This window comes from Nocardioides pantholopis (assembly GCF_003710085.1).
Classification (GTDB): Bacteria; Actinomycetota; Actinomycetes; order Propionibacteriales; family Nocardioidaceae; genus Nocardioides; species Nocardioides pantholopis.
Genome location: NZ_CP033324.1, coordinates 3,856,031 through 3,871,136 on the forward strand (window position 1 = coordinate 3,856,031; position 15,106 = coordinate 3,871,136).

The window sequence follows — 15,106 nt, forward strand, 5'->3', positions numbered from 1 at the left end:
CGGCCCGGCTGCGTGTTGGCTAGGTTGTCGACGTGCCCGTGCCCGTGATCGAGACCGCGGCGCTGACCAAGCGCTACCCCAGCGTGACCGCGCTGGACGGGCTCGACGTGCGCGTGGACGAGGGCGTCACCGGCCTGGTCGGCGCCAACGGCGCCGGCAAGTCGACGTTCATCAAGATCCTGCTCGGGCTGATCCCCGCGACCGACGGCGAGGCGCACGTGCTCGGCCACGACGTACGCACCGAGGGCGCCACGATCCGGGGGCTGGTGGGCTACATGCCCGAGCACGACTGCCTCCCCGCCGACGTGTCCGCGAGCGACCTGGTCGTGCACCTGGGCCAGATGTCCGGACTGCCCCACGCCGCCGCCCGGGAGCGGGCCGCCGACGTGCTGCGCCACGTCGGGCTGGCCGAGGAGCGCTACCGGCCGATCGGGGGCTACTCGACGGGCATGAAGCAGCGGGCCAAGCTCGCCCAGGCACTCGTGCACGACCCGCGGCTGGTGCTCCTCGACGAGCCCACCAACGGCCTGGACCCGTCCTCGCGCGACGACATGCTGGCCCTGGTCCGCCGGATCGGCACGGACTTCGGCATCGCGGTGCTGGTCACCTCCCACCTGCTCGGCGAGCTGGAGCGGGTCAGCGACAGCATCGTCGTGCTCGACGGCGGCCGGCTGCTGCGCTCCTCTGCCACCACCGACTTCCTGAACACCACCGGCAGCCTGCTGGTCGAGGTCCAGGGCCGCCCGGACGCGGACCGCCTGCTCGGCCAGGCGCTGGTCGACGCCGGGCTCGCGGCGCGGCCCGCCCAGGGGCGGCTGGTCGAGGTGGACGTGCGCGACGAGCACACCCGCGACCAGGTCCGCGACCTCACCGTCGACCTCGGCCTCGGGCTGGTGCGGATGCAGGAGCGCCACCACCGCATCGAGGACGTCTTCCGCGAGGGAGGCGCCGGCCATGTCCAGCCCGTCTGAGCGACCGAGCGGGGTCATCCACGACCTCGGCTACCGGCCCTACACGGGGCCGCGCCTCGGCGAGGGCGCCGTGGCGTGGTCGTTCCTCATCACCGGGCTGCGCAACACCTACGGCCTGGGCCGCTCCGGGCGCTCCAAGGTGCTCCCGATGATCCTGCTGGCGACGATGCTGCTGCCCGCGCTGATCCTGGTCGGGGTGCTGGTCCAGGCCCGCGACCTGCTGGGACTCGACAGCCAGATCGTGGCCTACTCGACCTACCCCCTCACCACCCAGCTGGTGATCTCGGTCTTCGTCGCCGCCCAGGCCCCCGCGCTGGTCTCGCGCGACCTTCGGTTCCGCACGATCACGCTCTACCTGGCGCGCCCGATGCGGCGCAGCACCTACGTGCTGGTCCGGCTGGCCTCGCTCGCCGTGGCCACCTTCCTGCTGATCGGGGCCCCGCTGCTGCTGATGTACGTCGGCGGCGTGCTCGCCGACCTGCCGCTGGGCCGCGAGACCGGCCGGTTCCTCGGCGGCCTGGTCGGCGCGCTGCTGCTCGCGGCCTGCCTGGCCGGGCTGGCCGCGGTGATGGCCTCGCTGACCGTACGCCGCGGGCTGGCGGCCGCGGGCGTGATCGTGGTGCTGGTCGTCACCTACACGGTGGTCTCGACGATCCAGGGCATCGCGACCGAGACCGACCACGACACGGTCGGCCAGGTCGCCGGGCTGTTCTCGCCGTACACGCTCGTCAACGGGGTGCAGAGGTTCCTCTTCGACTCCCCGGCCGCGACCCCGACGCCGCCCGAGGGCACGGGGATGGGGCTGCTGTACCTGGTCGCGGTGGCGCTCTGCGTGCTCGGCTCGGTCGGGGCGCTGCTGCTGCGCTACCGGAGGGTGGACTGATGAGCGAGATCCGGCTCGACCACGTCTCGCGGTGGTACCACAACGTGGTGGCGGTCAACGACGTCACGATGACGATCGGCCCGGGGGTGACCGGCCTGCTGGGCCCGAACGGCGCCGGGAAGACCACGCTGATCGCGCTGATGTCGGGCTTCCTCGCGCCGTCCACCGGCGCCGTCACGCTGGACGGCGAGCCGCTGTGGCGCAACGAGCAGGTCTACCGCAAGCTCGGCCTGGTGCCCGAGCGCGAGGCGCTGTTCGACTACCTCACCGGGCGCCAGTTCGTCGTCGCGAACGCCGAGCTGCACGGACTGGCCGACGCCGGCGCGGCCGCGCAGCGCGCGATCGGGCAGATCGAGATGACCGACGCCCAGGACCGGCGGATCTCGACGTACTCCAAGGGGATGCGGCAGCGGATCAAGATGGCCTCCGCCCTGGTGCACGACCCGGCCGTGCTGCTGCTCGACGAGCCGTTCAACGGGATGGACCCCCGGCAGCGGATGCACCTGATGGAGCTGCTGCGCGCGATGGGCGCGGAGGGGCGCACGGTGCTGTTCAGCTCCCACATCCTCGAGGAGGTCGAGCAGGTGGCGCGCCAGATCGAGGTCGTCGTCGCGGGCCGCCATGCGGCGTCCGGGGACTTCGGCGCGATCCGGCGGCTGATGACCGACCGCCCCAACCGCTTCGTGCTGCGCACCGGCGACGACCGCGCGATGGCCTCGGTGCTGCTGGCCGACCGGTCCGTGCGCGGCGCGCGGCTGCGGGCGGAGGGCGGCATCGAGCTGGAGGCCTCCGACTTCGGGCGGTTCAGCGAGGTGCTGCCGCGGCTGGCCCGCGAGCACGGCATCCGGCTGCTCGAGGTCTCCCCGACCGACGAGTCGCTCGAGAGCGTCTTCGCCTACCTGGTGTCCTCATGATCTCGCCCACGATCGTCCGGCTCGGGGTGCTCAGCGTCTTCGGACGCTGGCGCGGCGTCCTGCTGCTGGTGCTGCCGGTGGTGCTGGTCGGGCTCGCGGTGCTCGTCCGGCTGCTGGTCGGCGAGGACGCCGACGCGGCCGAGAGCACCCTGAACGCCTTCGGGCTCACGGTCACGGTGCCGCTGGTCGCGCTGCTCGCCACCAGCGGGCTGCTGGCGCCCGAGATCGACGACGGCTCCATCGCCTACCTGCTGGCCAAGCCGATCTCCCGCTACGACATCGTCGCGAGCAAGCTCCTCGTCGCCGCCGGCTGCGTGCTGGCCTTCGGCGCCGTGCCGCTGCTGGTCGCCGGCCTCGTGCTGCGCACCTCGACGCCCGAGCTGGGCGCGGGCTTCCTGGTCGCCGGGCTGGTCGGCGGCCTGGCGTACTGCTCGCTGTTCGCGCTGCTCTCGGTGCTGACCCGGCATGCAGTCGTGATCGGCCTGATCTACCTGCTGATCTGGGAGGGGCTGCTCGGCGGCCTCCTGGACGGGGTGCGCTGGCTGAGCATCACCCGGTGGGCCCGCGAGATCGTCGACGCGGTCGCCGACGTCCGGCTCGCCGGCAACCTGTCGATCTGGTACGCCGTCGTCGCCTCCGCCGTGGTCATCGCCGGCGGCGCGTGGCTGACCGGGCGGCGGCTGCGGGCGTTCAACCTGACCGGCGACGAGTAGCCGCGCCGACTCAGTCGTCGGAGTCGCTGTCAGCGGTGTCGTCGGTGTCGTCGGGGTCCGTGCGCAGCACCGCGTAGTCGGCGTCCAGCACCACGTCCCACTCCGCCTGCTCCGCGTCGACGACCTCGACCTCGAAGGCCGCTCCCGCGTCGTCGCTGACCTCGACGTCGAGGACGGTCCCACCCTCGACGGCACCGAGAGCGGCCTCCTCGGCGGCGCCGCGCTCCGCGTCGGTCACCGGGCGGTCGTCGGTCTCGTCCCCGTCCTCGTCCTCGCCGTCCGGCCCGTCGGTCTCCTCGCGGACCACTGTGAGGTCCTCGTCGAGGGCGACGTCGACCTCGCTGCCGTCCTCCAGGCGCACCTCGACCTCGTAGGCCTCGCCCCGGTCGTCGCTGGTCTCGACGTCGACGACAGTGCCGCCGACGGCCTCGGTGGCGGCCGCGCCGATCCGGTCGCGCTCGGCGCCGCCGACGCGCTCGCCCCCGTCGTCGGCGGTGGCGGTCCACACGGTGCCGCCGATCCCGAGGACGGCGACGGCCGCGATGGCGGGCAGGACGACGCGCTTGCTGCGAAGTGTGGGTCGGTTCATGGGGAATGCCTCTCTGCGTGGGGTCGTCCCCGGCTGGGGACGGCCCCAGCCTGCGTCCCGGTCGCTGAAGGCCACCTGAACGCGTCTGAAGATCCGTTCAGGACCGGCCCTCGCCAGCGGCTGCCGGGAGCCGGACCACGACGCGGGCGCCACCGGTGGGGGCCGCGGAGATCGTGACGGTCCCGCCGTGGGCGGCCACGGTCTCCCGGACGATCGCCAGCCCCAGCCCGCTGCCGCCCGCGTCGCGGGCGCGCGCCTCGTCGAGGCGCACGAACCGGTCGAGGACCCGCTCGCGCTCCGCCTCGGGGATGCCCGGCCCGTCGTCCTCCACCACCAGCTCGACGGCCGGGTCCGCACCGGCGCCGTCGACCTCCCGGACCGCCAGCCGGATCGTCGAGATCGCGTGCCGGGCCGCGTTGTCGACGAGGTTGCGCACCACCTGGGCCAGCGCTACCTCGTCCCCGCGCACCCGGCCCGGGCCGATCCCGGCGGTGTCCACGCCGAGGCCGCCGCCCAGCCCCTCCCGACGGATCCGCCGGGCCTCCCCCAGCGCGAGGTCGTCGAGGTCGACGTCCTGGGACCTCCGCTCGTGGGGGTCGCCGGCGGCGCGGGTGAGCAGGAGCAGCTGCTCGACCAGGCGCTGCATGCGCGCGGACTCCTCCAGCACCGCCTCGGCGAGCTCGCCCTCGGGGAGCGCGGCGGGGTGGGCCCGGGCCACCTCCGCGGTCTGGCGGATGCTGGCCAGCGGGGAGCGCAGCTCGTGGGAGGCGTCGGCGACGAACTGCTGCTGCCGGTCGCGGGAGCGCTCCAGCCGGGCGAGCATCTGGTTCATCGTGCGCGCCAGCCGGTGGATCTCGTCGCGCGACGGCGGCTCGGGCACCCGGCGGTCCAGCCGGTCGCCGGTGATCTGCTCGACCTCGGTCCGGATCCGCTCGACCGGCGCGAGCGCCCGGGTCGCCACCACCCAGGTGGTGCCGCCCACGAGCAGGAGCACCAGCGGCAGGCCCACCAGCAGCGGTGGGAGCAGCGCGTCGGTCGAGTCGTCGACCTCCTCCAGCGAGGCGGCCACGACCACGACGTACTCCCGATCCCCGGACCGGACGTCCTCGGTGACCACGACGTAGCCGTGGTCGGCGCCCGGCAGCTCCGCGGTGTCTGCGTCCTCGGCGGGCAGCGGGGCGGTGAGCGGCTGGGAGCCGCTCGCGACGGTCCCGTCGGGGGCGAGCACCTGCCAGACCAGCTCCTCGGGCTCCTCCCGGTCCTCGGGGTCGCCAGAGTCCTCAGTGTCCCCAGGGTCCTCGGCCGCGGTCCCCGGCGCCGGCGGACCCGAGGCCTCGACCTGGGCGGCCAGCTCGGCCGCGCGCTGCTCGGCGCTGGCCTCGATGCCCTCGCCCAGCGAGCCGCGCACCAGGAGCACCAGCGCGACCGCGCCCAGCAGCAGGACCAGCGCCACCACCAGCACCGCGGCGGCCGTGGTTCGCAGCCGCACCGAGGCGCGGGCCCAGCGGCGCTCAGCCACCGTCGCTCGCCAGTCGGTAGCCCGCGCCGCGCAGGGTCTGGATCGCGGCCCGACCGAAGGGCCGGTCCACCTTGTTGCGCAGGTGGCGCACGTAGACCTCCACGATGTTCGGGTCGCCGTCGAAGTCCACGTCCCAGACCGCCTCGAGGATCTGCCGCTTGGAGACCACGTCCCCGCGGTGCCGGGCCAGAAAGGCCAGCAGCGAGAACTCCCGGGCGGTCAGCGCGATCTCCTCCTCGCCGCGCCAGACCCGCCGGGCGGCCGGGTCCACCCGCAGGTCGCCCGCCTCGAGCAGGGTCGGGCGGGGCCGGGCCCCACGCCGGGCGATCGCGCGCAGCCGCGCGGTGAGCACCGGGAACGAGAACGGCTTGGTGAGGTAGTCGTCGGCGCCGGTGTCGAGGCCCTCCACCTGGTCCCACTCGCCATCCTTGGCGGTGAGCATCAGCACCGGCGTCCAGTCCTGCTCCGCGCGCAGGGCGGCGCAGACCCGGTAGCCGTTGATTCCGGGCAGCATCAGGTCCAGCACGATCGCGTCGTACTCGTTCTCGCGGGCCAGCCAGAGCCCGTCGGTGCCGTCGTGGGCGACGTCGACCGCGAACCCCTCGGCCTCCAGGCCCACCCGCAGGGACCGTGCCAGCCGTACCTCGTCGTCGACGACGAGCACGCGCATGGGCACCTCCGGGGAGTCGGGACCGCCATTGTTCCCGCCCGCTCCTGAACCTGCGCTGAACGCTTGCCTTGCGCTCCGCGCAGCGATAGATTCTTATCGAGAAACGATAGGAGATGCGTCATGGGACGGTGGACGATCCTCGCGCTGCGGGTGGTGCTCGCCGCCGCGCTCGCCGGCTCCCTCGTCGTGCAGGTGGTGCTGGTCCCGCTGGCGTACCGCGACCTCGACGGCGCCGACGCCGACGTCCTGGAGGTGCGGACCCCGGTCCTGACGATCCTGGTGCTCGGCATCCTGGCCGCCCAGGTCGTGATGGTCTGCGTGTGGCGGCTGGCGACGATGGCGCGCCGGGGCACGGTGTTCTCCTCGGCCGCCTTCCGCTGGGTCGACGTCGTCATCGGCGCGATCGCCGCCGCCTGCCTGCTCCTGCTCGCGCTGGGCGTCGTCCTCGCTCCGGGCGAGGCCGTCGCGCCCGGCCTGGTGCTGCTGATCGGGGGCGCCGCCCTGGTGGTCGCCGGGATCGCCCTGGTGGTCCTGGTGATGCGCGCGCTGCTGGCGCAGGCGGTCGACCGCGACGCCGAGGCCAGCCAGCTGCGGGCCGAGCTCGACGAGGTGATCTGATGCCGATCGTCGTCGACGTCGACGTGATGCTCGCCCGGCGCAAGATGTCAGTCGGGACCCTGGCCGAGCGGGTCGGGATCACCCCGGCGAACCTGGCGGTGCTCAAGAACGGCCGCGCCAAGGCGGTCCGGTTCACCACGCTCGCCGCGCTGTGCGAGGTCCTCGACTGCCAGCCCGGCGACCTGCTGCGCTGGGAGCCGGACGCGGACCCGCCCGAGACGCTCCCCGAGACGCCCCCCGAGACGCCGGAGCCTGCCGACCGGGGCACCGGCAGAATCGCCGGATGACCCCGACTCCCGGCACGATCCTGACCCTCGGCGGCGGCGGCTTCTCGATGGAGCCGGAGAACCCGCTGCTCGACGACTTCCTGGTCTCGCTGGCCGTCCGGCGCCGCGGGGCGGGCGACCTGCCCCGGATCTGCTTCGTGCCGACCGCGAGCGGGGACTCGCTGGACTACACGGACCGGTTCACGACCGCGTTCGCCGGTCGCGCGGAGACCAGCTCGCTGGAGCTGTTCCGGCTCTCCGAGCCCGACCAGCCCGACGCGGCCGGCCTGCGCGAGCACGTGCTCGCCCAGGACGTCATCTACGTCGGCGGGGGCAGCACCGCGAACCTGCTCGCGCTGTGGCGGCTGCACGGACTCGACGCGATCCTGCGCGACGCGCTCGCCGACGGGGTCGTGCTGGCCGGCATCAGCGCCGGGATGAACTGCTGGTTCGAGGGCTCGGTCACCGACTCCTTCGGAGCGCTCGCCGCGCTGCCCGACGGCCTGGGCCTGCTGCCCGGCAGCGCCTGCCCGCACTACGACGGCGAGACCGAGCGGCGCCCGACGTACCTCGACCTGGTCGGCAGCGGCGTCCTGCCCGCCGGGTACGCCGCCGACGACGGCTGCGCCCTGCTGTTCCGCGACGGCGAGCTCATCGAGGCCGTCTCCTCGCGCCCCGACGCGCGCGCGTTCCGGGTGCACCGGGCCGGGGACGGCCTCGACATCGTCGACGGCACCGAGGCTCCGGAGGTGGCCGAGAGCCCGGTCGAGGTCCGCTACCTGGGCTGAGGGGCTCCGGCCGGCGCCGAGGCGCCGGCCGGAGGCCTCAGGCGGCCTTGGTGAGCTTGCGGGCCTGCTGCTCCAGGCGGGCCTGGGCGGCGCGGCGGACCTTGGGCCCGCCGGTGGCCATCTTGTAGAGCAGCGAGAGCTGCTGCGGCGCGTTGGACGGCTTGGTGGTGGCCATCCAGCCGTTGGGCAGCGAGAGCCGGATCGCCTTGTGCCAGGCGCTGCCGACCTGCTTGGGCAGGGACGCCTCGTGGTAGTTCAGGTCGTACTTGGCGAAGAGCGCCTTCACCTTCGGGGCGATCTCGGCGTACCGGTTCGAGGGCAGGTCCGGGAACAGGTGGTGCTCGATCTGGTGGGACAGGTTGCCGGTCATCACGTGCATGGCCTTCGAGCCGGAGATGTTGGCCGAGCCCAGCATCTGGCGCACGTACCACTCGCCGCGGGTCTCCCGCTCCGGGATCGCCTTCTTCTCGAAGGTCTCGACGCCCTCGGGGAAGTGGCCGCACATGATCACCGAGTGCGACCAGAGGTTGCGCACCAGGTTCGCCGTGAAGTTCGCGGCCAGCGTGGGCAGGAACGAGCCCGTCGGCAGCGAGAGCGCCGGGTGGACCACGTAGTCCTTGGTCATCTGCTTGCGGATCTTGCGCACGGTGTTCTTGGCGTTCTTCTTGAACGTCTCGCTGCGCCGCTCCTTGGGGACCCGCAGGTTCTTCCCGAGCTCGAGGTCGTAGGCGGCGATGCCGTACTCGAAGAAGCAGGCGTTGATGAAGTTCAGCAGCGGCTGCGCGAGGTAGATCGGGTGCCAGCGCTGGTCCTCGTCCATCCGCATGATGCCCCAGCCGAGGTCGTTGTCCTTGCCCACGATGTTCGTGTAGGTGTGGTGCACCTCGTTGTGGCTGTGCTTCCAGCCCTCGGCGGTCGAGGCGTTGTCCCACTCCCAGGTGGTCGAGTGGATCTTCGGGTCACGCATCCAGTCCCACTGGCCGTGCATGACGTTGTGGCCGATCTCCATGTTCTCGAGGATCTTGGCCACGCTCAGCCCGACCGTCCCGGCGACCCAGGCGGGCGGGAACGCGCTGGCGAGCAGCACCGCGCGGCTGCCGAGCTCGAGACGGCGCTGGAAGGCCACCATCCCGCGGATGTACGCCGCGTCGCTGTCGCCGCGGCTGTCGATGATGTCCTGCCGGATCGCGTCCAGCTCGGCGCCGATCTGCTCGATGTCCTCGGCGGTGAGGTGAGCGGTCGGGTTCTCGGGCTTCTTGGTGATGGCGGTCATCAGACTCCTTCGGGGTCGGGATGGGCGCTGGATCGGCTGGATCAGTGGCGCTGGTCAGTGAGCGATGGTGCAGGCGCCGGCGGCGGCGCTGATACAGGTCTGGATCGGGACGCCCTCGGGGTTGGTCTCCCCGGGGATGGCGACGGTGACCTCGCCGTTGCGCAGGTCGCGGACCGCGCCCTGGGTCATCGGCAGGACACAGCCGAAGCAGATGCCCATCCGGCACCCGCTCGGCATCAGGACGCCGGCGTCCTCGGCGGCGTCGAGGATCGGGGTGCTGCCGTCGGCGTCCACGGTGGCGCCGGACGCGAAGGTGACGGTGCCGCCCTCGCCGCTGGCCTCCATCAGGACCGGGCGGAAGCGCTCGGTGGTGAGCGCCAGGCCCCGGGCGGTGTGGTGCTCCTCGAGGGCGTCGAGCAGGCCCGCCGGGCCGCACGCGTAGGTGAGCCGGTGCTCGAGGTCGGGGACGAGCTCGTCGAGCAGTGCCACGTCGAGCAGGCCGTGCTGGTCGTCGTAGCGCTCGATCAGCGTGATCGCGCCCCGGGCACCGAGCGCCCGCAGCTCGTCGCGGAAGATCGCGGCCGACTCCGAGGGGTTGACGTGCACCAGCACGATGTCGGTCGCGGGACGCGTCGCGCGGGAGAACAGGTTGCGCAACATGCCGATGACCGGCGTGATGCCGGAGCCGGCGGTGACCAGGAGCAGCCGCTCGGGCAGCGGCTGCGGGAGCACGAACTCGCCCTCGGCCTGCTCGAGCTGGAGCATCTCGCCGGGCCGGACGCTGTGCACGAGGTGGGAGGAGACGGTGCCGTCCTCGATCGCCTTGACAGTGATCGAGATGCAGCCGTCGGCGCGCGGGCCGTGGGTCAGCGAGTAGGTGCGCCACAGGCGTACGCCGTCGACGGAGACGCCGATCCGGACGTACTGGCCGGGCACGTGTCCGGCCCAGTCCTTGCCGGGCTTGATGACCAGGGTCGCGGACTGCGCGGTCTCGGGGCGGACCTGGACCACGCGGCCGCGCAGCGGCGCGCCGGCGCGCAGCGGGTGGAAGACGTCGAGGACGTCGTCGAGCTCGAGCGGGGTGACCGCGGCCCCGGCGACCCGGCGCAGCACTCCTCGCAAGGAGGTGCCGGAGCCGGGGTTCCCCGAGGTGACAAGACTGGCCATACCCCCACTCTCCTGCATTGGCGGCGTAAAGTCCTGTGCTGTCGACGTGAACCCGGCGCGCCTTTTTGTTCGTCACGAACAAAGTCCGCCCGCTGACTGCCCAGAATTCGGAGGAACCGTGCCGCCACGGACCCCGCGCCGCACCGACGGCCACGGACTGAAGCTCCCCCCGGTCGCCGTCGCCGCCATGCGCGCCGAGCTGCCCCGGGTGGCCGAGACCACCGTCGGCGCGATCATCGAGGAGGTGCCCAGCTACACCCAGGCCCTCGACGGCCCGATGGGCGCCAAGATCGGCAACGCCGTCCAGCTCGCGCTGGGCGGCTTCCTGTCGCTGGCCAGCGGCCGGCGCGGCGCCGGCGCCGGCACCCCCACCGCACCGGCCGTCGAGGGGGCCTACCAGCTCGGCCGCGGCGAGGCCCGCAGCGGCCGGTCCATCGACGCGCTACTGGCGGCGTACCGGATCGGCGCCCGGGTCTCGTGGCGCGAGCTGTCCACGACTGCCGTCGCGGCCGGCCTCGACAGCACCGACCTGGTCGACTTCGCCGAGCTGGTCTTCGCCTACATCGACGAGCTGTCGGCGGCCAGCGCCGCCGGCCACAACGACGAGCGCGAGACGACGGGCCGGGTCCGGCAGCGGCTGCTGGAGCGGGTCGCCAGCGCCCTCCTGGACGGGTCGCCGGCCGAGGACGTCCAGGCCGCCGCCGAGGCGGCCGGCTGGGTGCCGCCGGCCACGCTGACCGCGGTGCTGGTGCCGCAGGCTCAGGTTCGCCCGGTCCTGGCCGCGGTCTCCCCGCTGACCCTGCGGGTCGGGGACCTGGTCGGCCTCGACGACGCGGCGCTGCTGCTGGTCCCCGACGCGCACGGCCATCGGCGCGACGCGCTGCTCGCGGTGCTGCGCGACCGGGGCGCGATCGCCGGTCCCGCCCGCCCCTGGCTGGAGGTGCGCTCCTCCTACCTGCGGGCCGCCCGGGCCCGGCTCCGCGGGCTCGACCTGGACACCGAGATCCACCTGCCCGAACTGGTGCTCAGTGCCGATCCCGAGGCGCTCGCGGACCTGCGCGAGCGCGCCCTCGCGCCGCTGGCGGAGCTGCGGCCGGCGACCGCGGAGAAGCTCACCGAGACGCTGCGCGCGTGGGTGCTCCACCAGGGGCGGCGCGAGGACGTGGCGGCGGCGCTCTTCGTGCACCCGCAGACCGTGCGCTACCGCCTCGGCCAGCTCCGCGAGGCCTACGGCGACCTGCTCGAGGACCCTGACACGCTGCTGGCGCTGACCCTCGCCCTGGGCCGGCCGGAGCGGACGCCGGCCGCCGCCGACTGAGCCGGCGACCGCCCGGTCGCGGAGCCCGATCCAATCCGCTGGCCGACCAGCACCGAAGACCCATCGACAGTGAACGCCGTGACGAGCCCCACATCCGCGGCGCCGATCCATCGAAAGGGAGCACCCCCATGAACCGCAGCAAGACCCTGAAGGTCAGCATCGCCGGTCTTGTCACGGCGGCCCTGGCTGGCACCACCGTCGCGACCGGGCCGGCCCAGGCCGCCGAGGAGCACGGGGACTCGGCCCGCCAGGGCGGCAACCGCAGCCTCGCAGCCGTCCTCGCCCAGGACGGCGCCCGGTTCGACAAGAACTGGAAGGACTTCGACATCCTCGAGAAGGCAGTCGTCACGGTCCTCACCGAGAAGCCCGACAGCCCGGTGGCGCTCCTGACGCAGGGCCGCAAGCGGGCGACGGCGTTCCTGCCGACCGACGCCGCCTTCCGCCGCCTGGTCCGCGACCTCACCGGCTCGCGGCCCGCCAACGAGGCCGCCGCCTTCAGCGCGGTCGCCTCCGTGGCCGACGTCGACACCCTGGAGTCGGTGCTGCTCTACCACGTCGTCCCCGGCAAGACCCTCGGCGCGAAGAAGGTCGTCGCCCTGGAGGGCAAGTCGGTGACCACGGCCCTGGGCAGCAAGGTCAAGATCGAGGTCAAGAAGAAGGGCGTCGTGCTCCAGGACGCCGACCGCAACGACCGCAACGCGGTGGTGACCGTCACCGACATCAACAAGGGCAACAAGCAGATCGGGCACGCGATCAACCGCGTGCTGCGCCCCATCGACCTCTGAGCCGATGCCGACCAGGGCGGGCCGGACGCGACGCGTCCGGCCCGCTTTGGCATGTGAGGGTGGCCTCGTCGCCGCTACCGGCGCCTCCCCACCGGGTACCGCTGGTCCCGTGACCGAGCGAACCGTCCCTCTCCGCCGCCGCCCCCGATCCGCGCGGGCGGGCCTGGCCGGACTGCTCTGCCTGGCCGGCCTGCTGACCGGCTGCTCGGACGACGACGGCCCGACCCGGGCCGAGCTCGCCAGCCCGTCGGCCAGCCCGACCGAGACCCCGGCGGCCCCGGTGCAGCCGCCGCCCTCCGCGGCGGCCCGCTTCCCGACGTACGTCGCCCTCGGCGACTCCTACACCGCGGCGCCGCTGATCAGCGAGCCCATCGACACCGTGGGCTGCCTGCGCTCGGCCGGCAACTACCCGGCCCGGGTCGCCGAGACCCTGGGCGCCCAGCTCGAGGACCGCAGCTGCACCGGCGCGGACACCTCGAACCTCACCGGCCCCCAGCGCACCCTGACCGGGTCGGTGCCCGCCCAGCTCGACGCCGTCCGGGCCGGGACCAGCCTGGTGACTGTCGGGATCGGCGGCAACGACTTCGGGCTCTTCTCGACACTGGTCGGCTGCCTCGAGGCGGGCGCGGACGACGGCGAGTCCTGCCAGGACCGGGTCGATGTCGACCAGGTCCGGACCCAGCTCGACGAGGTCACGGTCCGGGTCGGGAGGGTGCTGGAGGAGGTCGGGCGCCGGGCCCCGGACGCCGAGGTGGTGGTCATCGGCTACCCGCAGATCGTGCCGCCGGACCGCACCTGCCCGGACCGGCTGCCGCTCGCCGAGGACGACCACCTGTTCCTCGCCGACCTCAACACCCGGCTCGACCGGGCCGTCCAGCAGGCCGCCCGGACGGCTGGCGTCGCGTTCGCTGACGTGTACGCCGCCAGCGACGCCCACGACCGCTGCTCCGCGCAGCCCTGGGTCAGCGGGTCGGAGTCCGCGACCGGCGAGGCGCTGGCCCACCACCCGCTGGCCGCCGAGCAGGAGGCCGTCGCCGGGCTGGTCGTCGAAGCGCTGAGCGAGTAGCCGCGGGCTGCTCAGCCCAGGTCGGCGTGGACCACCTGGCCGCCGACCACGGTGAGCGCCACGTTCATCGCGCGCAGCGCCGCGTCGGCCGTCGCGGTGTCGGGGTGCGACGCCAGCGGGTCGGCGTCGAGCAGCACCAGGTCGCCGAGCGACCCGACGCCGACGGTCGGGTGCCCGTCCACGGACGCGGCCAGCGCCTCCTGCGCCGTGAGCGCCTGCTCGGGGTGCCACGGGTCCCGCTCGTCCGCGCTGCGGTGCACCGCGGCGGCGATCGCCAGCCACGGGTCCAGCGGGGAGACCGGGGCGTCGGAGCCCAGCGCGAGCTGCACGCCGTCCTCGAGCATCCAGCGGAACGCGAAGCAGCGCGCGGACCGGTCCCCCCAGATCCGCTCGGTCACGTCCCGGTCGTCGAGCAGGTGCGCGGGCTGGACGCTGGCCCGGATGCCGAGCTCGGCCATCCTCCGCACGTCGTCCCGGTTGACCATCTGGGCGTGCTCGATGGAGCCGCGGGCGCCGGTCTCGGCGTACGCCGCGAGCGCCTCGGCCACGGCCGCGTCGCCGATCGCGTGGGTGGCCACCTCCAGGCCGGCGCGGTGCGCCCGGTCCAGCAGCTCGCGCAGCTCGGGGCCGGACTGGTTGGGCTGCCCGGCCGGGTGCTCCAGGCGGTGGGCGTCGGCGTAGGGCTCGCAGCACCAGGCGGTGCGGGTGTTCAGGGACCCGTCGCTGATGATCTTCAGCGGCCCCATCGTCGCCCGGTCGTCGCAGCCGGGGAGCAGGTCCCCGGTGCGCAGGCCCGAGGCGATGACCTCGTCCAGGGTCGCGGCGTACGTCGCCCAGCGGATCCGGACCCGGTCGCAGCCGTGGATCCAGCGGTGCGCCCACTCGTCGAGGCCGCCGCCGAACTCGAAGTCCACGATGCCGGTGACGCCGCGGGCCGCCGCGGCGTCCAGGGTCCTGCGGAACGCCTCCGGCGAGGTGCCCTCGTGCCCGGCCAGCGTGGCCAGGCGCGGATAGGCGGCGAACCACTCGGTCTCGCGGATCACCGCGTCGCGCACCGGCAGCGCGAGATGCATCAGCGCCGTCGTGTTCAGCCAGGCGTGGTGGCCGTCGCCGCTGATCAGCACCACGGCGGTGTGCCCCGAGACCGCGTCGAGCTCGGAGACCGTGACGTCGCGCTCCCAGCCGCCGGCGCGGTGACCCCAGCCGATCACGGGCTGCCCGGGCAGCAGCGCGATCCGGTCGGCCACCATCCGCAGCGCGTCCTCGGGGCTGCGCGCGGGCGCGAGGTCGAGCCGCTGCGAGCTCAGCGTCCACTGCGCCAGGTGCACGTGCTGGTCCCAGAGCCCGGGCGTCAGCCACCGGCCCTCGCCGCGGACCTCGGCCACGCCGGCGGGTCGCGACAGGGCCGGCCCGACCGCGGTCACCACGCCGTGCTCGACCAGGACGTCGACCGGCGCCGCCGGCACCTCGTCGCCGGCGGCGAGCGGGACGAGGCGCACCTCGTGCAGGATCAGGCTGGTCATGGGGCACACCGTAGGAGACGGTCTCGCCCCCGGCATCCCCGGT

The 15,106-nt window shown here is 73.8% G+C and carries 16 protein-coding genes; 10 read left to right on the plus strand and 6 right to left on the minus strand.

All coding sequences use genetic code 11. The features are described 5' to 3' along the window. Positions 1 to 32: 32 nt before the first annotated feature. From EBO35_RS18395 to EBO35_RS18410, 4 genes are read left to right on the plus strand one after another with little or no spacing between them, the layout of a single operon-like run. Positions 33 to 971: an ABC transporter ATP-binding protein gene (locus EBO35_RS18395; protein WP_241153772.1), complete on the plus strand. Its 939-nt coding sequence runs from the start codon at positions 33 to 35 to the stop codon at positions 969 to 971. Continuing rightward, on the plus strand, positions 955 to 1,854 hold the full coding sequence (locus EBO35_RS18400; RefSeq protein WP_122819013.1) for an ABC transporter permease subunit: 900 nt from the start codon (positions 955 to 957) through the stop codon (positions 1,852 to 1,854). The genes EBO35_RS18395 and EBO35_RS18400 overlap by 17 nt, the downstream gene beginning before the upstream one ends. Continuing rightward, positions 1,854 to 2,768 (plus strand): ABC transporter ATP-binding protein, encoded by a 915-nt coding sequence (locus tag EBO35_RS18405; protein WP_122819014.1) that lies wholly within the window; start codon positions 1,854 to 1,856, stop codon positions 2,766 to 2,768. Before EBO35_RS18400 ends, EBO35_RS18405 begins: the two co-directional genes overlap by 1 nt. Further along, positions 2,765 to 3,481, plus strand: coding sequence for an ABC transporter permease (locus EBO35_RS18410; protein WP_122819015.1), 717 nt, complete (start codon positions 2,765 to 2,767; stop codon positions 3,479 to 3,481). Before EBO35_RS18405 ends, EBO35_RS18410 begins: the two co-directional genes overlap by 4 nt. A 10-nt stretch (positions 3,482 to 3,491) precedes the next feature. On the opposite strand, the gene EBO35_RS18415 is transcribed toward EBO35_RS18410, so the two are convergent. The 3 genes from EBO35_RS18415 to EBO35_RS18425 form a co-directional block, all read right to left on the minus strand. Continuing rightward, a complete protein-coding gene (locus EBO35_RS18415) occupies positions 3,492 to 4,070 on the minus strand; it encodes a PepSY domain-containing protein (RefSeq protein ID WP_122819016.1) in 579 nt (192 codons plus the stop codon). A 97-nt stretch (positions 4,071 to 4,167) separates the two neighbouring features. Then, entirely contained in the window at positions 4,168 to 5,589 is a 1,422-nt protein-coding gene (locus EBO35_RS18420; protein WP_122819017.1) for a sensor histidine kinase, read from the minus strand. Further along, positions 5,582 to 6,259 carry a response regulator transcription factor gene (locus tag EBO35_RS18425; protein ID WP_122819018.1) on the minus strand — a complete coding sequence of 226 codons (678 nt, stop codon included), beginning with the start codon at positions 6,257 to 6,259 and terminating at the stop codon, positions 5,582 to 5,584. Before EBO35_RS18425 ends, EBO35_RS18420 begins: the two co-directional genes overlap by 8 nt. A gap of 120 nt (positions 6,260 to 6,379) precedes the next feature. Here EBO35_RS18425 and EBO35_RS18430 point away from each other — a divergent pair, with 120 nt between their 5' ends. From EBO35_RS18430 to EBO35_RS18440, 3 genes are read left to right on the plus strand one after another with little or no spacing between them, the layout of a single operon-like run. Continuing rightward, positions 6,380 to 6,877 (plus strand): DUF2975 domain-containing protein, encoded by a 498-nt coding sequence (locus tag EBO35_RS18430; protein ID WP_122819019.1) that lies wholly within the window; start codon positions 6,380 to 6,382, stop codon positions 6,875 to 6,877. Continuing rightward, positions 6,877 to 7,164, plus strand: a complete 288-nt coding sequence (locus EBO35_RS18435) for a helix-turn-helix domain-containing protein (RefSeq protein WP_122819020.1) — start codon at positions 6,877 to 6,879, stop codon at positions 7,162 to 7,164. The genes EBO35_RS18430 and EBO35_RS18435 overlap by 1 nt, the downstream gene beginning before the upstream one ends. Next, positions 7,161 to 7,931, plus strand: a complete 771-nt coding sequence (locus tag EBO35_RS18440; RefSeq protein ID WP_122819021.1) for a Type 1 glutamine amidotransferase-like domain-containing protein — start codon at positions 7,161 to 7,163, stop codon at positions 7,929 to 7,931. Before EBO35_RS18435 ends, EBO35_RS18440 begins: the two co-directional genes overlap by 4 nt. 37 nt (positions 7,932 to 7,968) lie before the next feature. Here the strand turns inward: EBO35_RS18440 and EBO35_RS18445 are convergent, their stop codons facing one another. Both EBO35_RS18445 and EBO35_RS18450 read right to left on the minus strand, forming a co-directional pair. Beyond that, positions 7,969 to 9,204: a fatty acid desaturase family protein gene (locus tag EBO35_RS18445; protein WP_122819022.1), complete on the minus strand. Its 1,236-nt coding sequence runs from the start codon at positions 9,202 to 9,204 to the stop codon at positions 7,969 to 7,971. 54 nt (positions 9,205 to 9,258) lie between these two features. Next, complete coding sequence (locus tag EBO35_RS18450; protein WP_122819023.1) at positions 9,259 to 10,371, minus strand: ferredoxin reductase; 1,113 nt, start codon at positions 10,369 to 10,371, stop codon at positions 9,259 to 9,261. A gap of 118 nt (positions 10,372 to 10,489) precedes the next feature. On the opposite strand from EBO35_RS18450, the gene EBO35_RS18455 reads away from it, so the two are divergent. The 3 genes from EBO35_RS18455 to EBO35_RS18465 all read left to right on the plus strand — a co-directional run bounded on the left by EBO35_RS18455 (position 10,490) and on the right by EBO35_RS18465 (position 13,540). Next, positions 10,490 to 11,689 carry a PucR family transcriptional regulator gene (locus tag EBO35_RS18455; RefSeq protein ID WP_241153773.1) on the plus strand — a complete coding sequence of 400 codons (1,200 nt, stop codon included), beginning with the start codon at positions 10,490 to 10,492 and terminating at the stop codon, positions 11,687 to 11,689. A gap of 128 nt (positions 11,690 to 11,817) precedes the next feature. Beyond that, positions 11,818 to 12,474 (plus strand): fasciclin domain-containing protein, encoded by a 657-nt coding sequence (locus EBO35_RS18460; RefSeq protein WP_122819024.1) that lies wholly within the window; start codon positions 11,818 to 11,820, stop codon positions 12,472 to 12,474. Positions 12,475 to 12,583: 109 nt separating this feature from the next. Continuing rightward, positions 12,584 to 13,540 (plus strand): SGNH/GDSL hydrolase family protein, encoded by a 957-nt coding sequence (locus EBO35_RS18465; protein ID WP_164478045.1) that lies wholly within the window; start codon positions 12,584 to 12,586, stop codon positions 13,538 to 13,540. A gap of 11 nt (positions 13,541 to 13,551) precedes the next feature. Here the strand turns inward: EBO35_RS18465 and EBO35_RS18470 are convergent, their stop codons facing one another. Continuing rightward, on the minus strand, positions 13,552 to 15,063 hold the full coding sequence (locus EBO35_RS18470; protein ID WP_122819026.1) for an amidohydrolase: 1,512 nt from the start codon (positions 15,061 to 15,063) through the stop codon (positions 13,552 to 13,554). Between the last annotated feature and the right edge of the window lie 43 nt (positions 15,064 to 15,106).

Bases quoted from the DNA above. Each gene is read 5' to 3' on its own strand.
- EBO35_RS18410 (WP_122819015.1), top strand. From the start codon at position 2,765: ATGATCTCGCCCACGATCGTCCGGCTCGGGGTGCTCAGCGTCTTCGGA.
- EBO35_RS18450 (WP_122819023.1), bottom strand. From the start codon at position 10,371: ATGGCCAGTCTTGTCACCTCGGGGAACCCCGGCTCCGGCACCTCCTTG.
- EBO35_RS18445 (WP_122819022.1), bottom strand. From the start codon at position 9,204: ATGACCGCCATCACCAAGAAGCCCGAGAACCCGACCGCTCACCTCACC.
- EBO35_RS18435 (WP_122819020.1), top strand. From the start codon at position 6,877: ATGCCGATCGTCGTCGACGTCGACGTGATGCTCGCCCGGCGCAAGATG.
- EBO35_RS18440 (WP_122819021.1), top strand. From the start codon at position 7,161: ATGACCCCGACTCCCGGCACGATCCTGACCCTCGGCGGCGGCGGCTTC.
- EBO35_RS18415 (WP_122819016.1), bottom strand. From the start codon at position 4,070: ATGAACCGACCCACACTTCGCAGCAAGCGCGTCGTCCTGCCCGCCATC.
- EBO35_RS18430 (WP_122819019.1), top strand. From the start codon at position 6,380: ATGGGACGGTGGACGATCCTCGCGCTGCGGGTGGTGCTCGCCGCCGCG.
- EBO35_RS18425 (WP_122819018.1), bottom strand. From the start codon at position 6,259: ATGCGCGTGCTCGTCGTCGACGACGAGGTACGGCTGGCACGGTCCCTG.
- EBO35_RS18460 (WP_122819024.1), top strand. From the start codon at position 11,818: ATGAACCGCAGCAAGACCCTGAAGGTCAGCATCGCCGGTCTTGTCACG.
- EBO35_RS18405 (WP_122819014.1), top strand. From the start codon at position 1,854: ATGAGCGAGATCCGGCTCGACCACGTCTCGCGGTGGTACCACAACGTG.
- EBO35_RS18470 (WP_122819026.1), bottom strand. From the start codon at position 15,063: ATGACCAGCCTGATCCTGCACGAGGTGCGCCTCGTCCCGCTCGCCGCC.
- EBO35_RS18400 (WP_122819013.1), top strand. From the start codon at position 955: ATGTCCAGCCCGTCTGAGCGACCGAGCGGGGTCATCCACGACCTCGGC.